The organism is Treponema sp. (assembly GCF_045657965.1).
Classification (GTDB): Bacteria; Spirochaetota; Spirochaetia; order Treponematales; family Treponemataceae; genus Treponema_D.
In genome coordinates this window covers 1-3,941 of record NZ_JAZOUG010000017.1, presented here as the reverse complement: position 1 = coordinate 3,941, position 3,941 = coordinate 1, and the positions used below count along the sequence as shown (strand labels likewise).

Below are 3,941 nucleotides of genomic sequence, written 5' to 3'. Positions count from 1 at the left end.
ACGAACGCCCCTTCAGGGGCTGCGACGGGTCAACCTGCAATAGACTTGAACGTAAGTGAAAGCCGGGACTTAAGTCTCAGCTTGAGAACCGAGCCTTATAGGCTGTGTTCAAACCACCCGTTTGACGGGTGGTTTGTGATTACTCTGCTGGGATTAAAATATCGCTTCCTGAAATGATTAAATCAGGGTTTTTAATGCGGTTGTAGTCGGCGATTTTCGGATATTTCCATGGTGTTTTGTAGTAAGATTCTGAAATATCCCAGAGTGTGTCACCCCAGCGGATGTGATATTTTACATCAGCTGATTTTTTAACTTCAGGTTTCTTCTCTTCGACTACTGGAGCAGGTTCCGGAACAACCTTTTCCGGCTCCGGTGCGATTACGATTTTATCTTCCTGAGCAGCCGGTGCTTCTTCTTTCGGCTCTTCAACAACAACATCGATGAATTTTGTTTCTTCCTGAGGTTCTTCGAGCTGAGCAGGAGTTGCTGTTTCTTTTTCGATGACAGTTTCCTTTTCTTTTGAGAAGAAGCGGTCAAGCAGAGAAACGCCGTTTGTGTTTCGTGAAGCAAGCAGGTTGTATTTTGAAGGAACAACGAAAAGCAGAAGAATTGTTGCAATCACACAGATAATTGCACAGATAATGCAGATGATAACCGGTGTGCGTGTTTTTTTATCTTCTTCGTCTTCATCGTAAAGGGAAGCATGTTCGCCTGCGATTGTTTCTTTGTCGTAAAGGTCAGAGAAATCCATTGCTGAGCCTGAAGCAGCAGATGAAGTGTTAATGTCATCAAAGAATTTGTCTTCCGGCTCCGAATTAAGAGAGTCAATTGTTGAATCAAATTCTGTTGAGTCAAAAGCAGGATCGTTCAAATCATCAAAATTTAAGCCGGTTGCTTCTGTGTCAGATGAAGAGCTTTCTGAATCAAAATCAGAAGAAAAATCAGGTAAATCATCTGTAGAGAAGGTTGAATCATCTGAAACAGTTTCTGAAGAAGCAGGAGCATCAAAGTCCAGACCGTCAAAATTTAAGTCAGGGCTTTCCGTTCCGATTACATCTTCATTTGTGTCATCTGTCAAAGAATTTGAGTCGAAATTTACTGATTCAAGAGTAGTGTCTTCGACAGGAATGTCATTGTCTAAATCAGAAAAATCAGGAAGTGCGCCTGCAAATTCGTCTGCTGAATCTGCTGTGCTTTCTTCTGATGAAGCCGGTTCTGAGTGATCAAAACTGAACGGCATATCTTCAAGAGCTGTTGTGCCCATGTCAGGAAGTTCGTCCGGTGAGAAAGTTGCATCGCCTGCGTTTTCTGCAATTGCTTCTTCTGCAACGGCAGCATCTGCAACACCTAAGTCAGGAGTTTCTTCGCGTTCAGCTAAAGTTCTTGAAACCAGAGTAACTTCAGTTTCGCTTTTTTTGCCGGTTTCAGGGTCAACGACTTCAGCTGTAAGATGATTTTCTTCATCAAGACCAACAGAAAGGTGAAGTTCCGGCTCTCCGTTCGGATGCGGATTAAGTTTTGTTACTTCAAGAGTGTCAACATATTCGGCATCTTCCATTGTGCCGTTTTCAGAACGATACAAATCAATCTGAACTTTTGTCTGGTTGTCTTTGGCTGTCGTCAAATCCAGCATTCGCTTTTTAGGAGTTCCTTCTTCGAGAATTGGATAAAATGTTCCGTCTGCAAGCTTAATTCCGATTGTCTTCATATCGTTCCCCTGAAAAATTAGTTATATGAATATTCGGCAATTCCTGCCAGTTCGTTAACTGTTGTGCCAAATTTTTCCGCAACATTGTATTTTGTTGTTTTTACGATGTTGCCGTTTGCGTCATATCTGTAAATTATGCGGGCGATAAGTTTGTTTTCGCGGTTGTAGGTCTGTTCTTCAGTAATCTGATAAGAAGCGTCAAATCTGAATACGACTTTGCGGGTCTGAATGTTATCGCCGTTTGTGTATGTGATTTCAGAAAGTTTTCCTGCATCGTTGTAGTTGTAAACAGCAGCTTCTTCAAGCTTACCGTCAGAATTATACTGTGCAACTTCAGAAACTCTGTTCTGGTCATCGTATTTTGTGATGATTTTTGAGAGAAGTGCACCTTCTGAGTTGTAGTAAGATTCTTCGGCCTGTTTACCGTTAATCTTCCAGATTGTGCGGTTCACAAGATTTTCGCTTGCGTTGTATTCTGATTCGTCAATTTTGTTGCCGTTTGCATCATAAGTTGCAGCGATTTTCCAGCTGATTTTACCGTCGGCGTCTGTGCAGAGAGTTTCTACAAGATTTTTGCCTTCGTATTTGTAAGTAATTTTATCAACGACAGCGTCTTTGCCTGTAAGTTCAGAACTTTCTGTTTCAACACCATTTGCGTCAAAAACATGTACATATTTTGCTTTTGGTGAACGGTAATAGTCACCGAACTTTTCGGTAATCTGATATTCGATTTTTGTGTATCCGCCAACAGTTCCGACCGGCTTTAATGAAGCAGAAGGGTCAAATGCAAAAATCTGAGCTGCAGCAACTGTTAAAGCAAGAATAAACAATGTTTTTTTCATAAATTTCCCCCAAAAAAAAGCAGTTTAAGGCTTTGTTTAAAATATCGGCTTTTTTAATTATAACTGAAGATTTTTATTTTCCCGATTTGATTTTAATTTGCTTTGTTTTCAGCCGCTTCAAGCGTGTTGTACATGAGCATGGCAATCGTCATGGGACCAACTCCGCCCGGAACCGGTGTAATAAAGCTTGCTTTTTCTTTTAAGTCTTCAAAATCACAGTCGCCTATGAGTCTGAAGCCGCTTTTTTTGCTTGCATCTGGGATTCTGTTTACGCCGACATCGATTACAACAGCACCGTCTTTTACCATGTCAGCAGTAACTGTGTGCGGGTGGCCGCTCGCTGCAATCAAAATGTCTGCCTGACGTGTGATTTCTGCCATGTTTTTGGTGCCTGTGTGGCAGATTGTGACCGTGCAGTTTGTTTCTTTTCGGGCGAGCAAAAGTGAAACCGGCTTTCCGACGATATTGCTCCGGCCGATTACGACAGCGTGCTTTCCGCTGGTTTCGATTCCCATGCGCTCAAGAAGAACAATGATTCCGTGCGGAGTACATGGAAGGAAGGCTTTTTTGCCGATTACGAGGTTTCCGACATTGACCGGATGGAAGCCGTCTACGTCTTTTTCCGGGCTGATTGCCATGATTACTTTGTCTTCGTTGATATGTTTTGGAAGAGGAAGCTGAACCAGAATGCCGTGAACAGAATCGTCTTTGTTGAGTTCGTCAATCAGTTTGAGTAAGTCTGCTTCGGTTGTGTTTTCCGGAAGTTCCACGCTTTTGTCTGCCATGCCTGCTTCTGCAAGAGCCTTTCGCTTACCTGTAACATAGCTTACGCTTGCAGGATTTTCACCAACCAGAACTACTGCAAGACATGGAGTGATTCCTTTTGCCTTTAAAGCTGCGACCTTTTCTGCAACTCCAGCGCGTACGTCCAATGCAATCTGCTTTCCGTCGATAATCTGTGCACTCATTTTGTAACCTCTTTAGACTTGTTTTCTTTAGTTTATAGAATTGAAAATATACCCTATTTTCGATAAAATTGCTATCTATTATAAAAATACAACGAGGAATTATGAAACGGTTTACTGCGTTTTTCTGCGCACTTTTTATGATCTGCACCTTTGCTTTTGCAGATGAAGAAATCGACATTAACGATGACATCGATCAGGGACAGGAACAGCAGGTTCCGGAAGAAGAAGAAACTGATATTACCGTAAAAGCACCTGTTAATATGAACGAGCCGGGCGACCAGTATATCAGAATCGGTCTTATGGCAACTTTTCCGCTTAATTTCGGCGGTTCGTTCCCTCTTTACAGAGATGGTCAGCTTTCAATCGGCGGTGCGGGTATGCTCGGTTATCACCGCTTTCTTACAAAGTCGGATCGTAGCCATG

At 42.3% G+C, this 3,941-nt stretch carries 3 protein-coding genes and 1 pseudogene; 1 reads left to right on the top strand and 3 read right to left on the bottom strand.

Translation table 11 applies throughout. The annotated features are described in order from the left end of the window. Positions 1-139: 139 nt before the first annotated feature. The 3 genes from ACKI5B_RS00400 to folD form a co-directional block, all read right to left on the bottom strand. Positions 140-1,708 (bottom strand): Hsp70 family protein, encoded by a 1,569-nt coding sequence (locus ACKI5B_RS00400; RefSeq protein WP_407424974.1) that lies wholly within the window; start codon positions 1,706-1,708, stop codon positions 140-142. Between the two features lie 17 nt (positions 1,709-1,725). Continuing rightward, complete coding sequence (locus ACKI5B_RS00395) at positions 1,726-2,550, bottom strand: hypothetical protein (RefSeq protein ID WP_407424973.1); 825 nt, start codon at positions 2,548-2,550, stop codon at positions 1,726-1,728. Positions 2,551-2,642: 92 nt separating this feature from the next. Continuing rightward, on the bottom strand, positions 2,643-3,518 hold the full coding sequence (folD, locus tag ACKI5B_RS00390; RefSeq protein WP_407424972.1) for a bifunctional methylenetetrahydrofolate dehydrogenase/methenyltetrahydrofolate cyclohydrolase FolD: 876 nt from the start codon (positions 3,516-3,518) through the stop codon (positions 2,643-2,645). 101 nt (positions 3,519-3,619) lie between these two features. On the opposite strand from folD, the pseudogene ACKI5B_RS00385 reads away from it, so the two are divergent. Further along, positions 3,620-3,941 (top strand): annotated as a pseudogene (locus ACKI5B_RS00385) (hypothetical protein); the annotation flags it as partial.

Coding starts and splice junctions, on each gene's coding strand:
- ACKI5B_RS00400 (WP_407424974.1), bottom strand. CDS start 1,708: ATGAAGACAATCGGAATTAAGCTTGCAGACGGAACATTTTATCCAATT.
- ACKI5B_RS00395 (WP_407424973.1), bottom strand. CDS start 2,550: ATGAAAAAAACATTGTTTATTCTTGCTTTAACAGTTGCTGCAGCTCAG.
- folD (WP_407424972.1), bottom strand. CDS start 3,518: ATGAGTGCACAGATTATCGACGGAAAGCAGATTGCATTGGACGTACGC.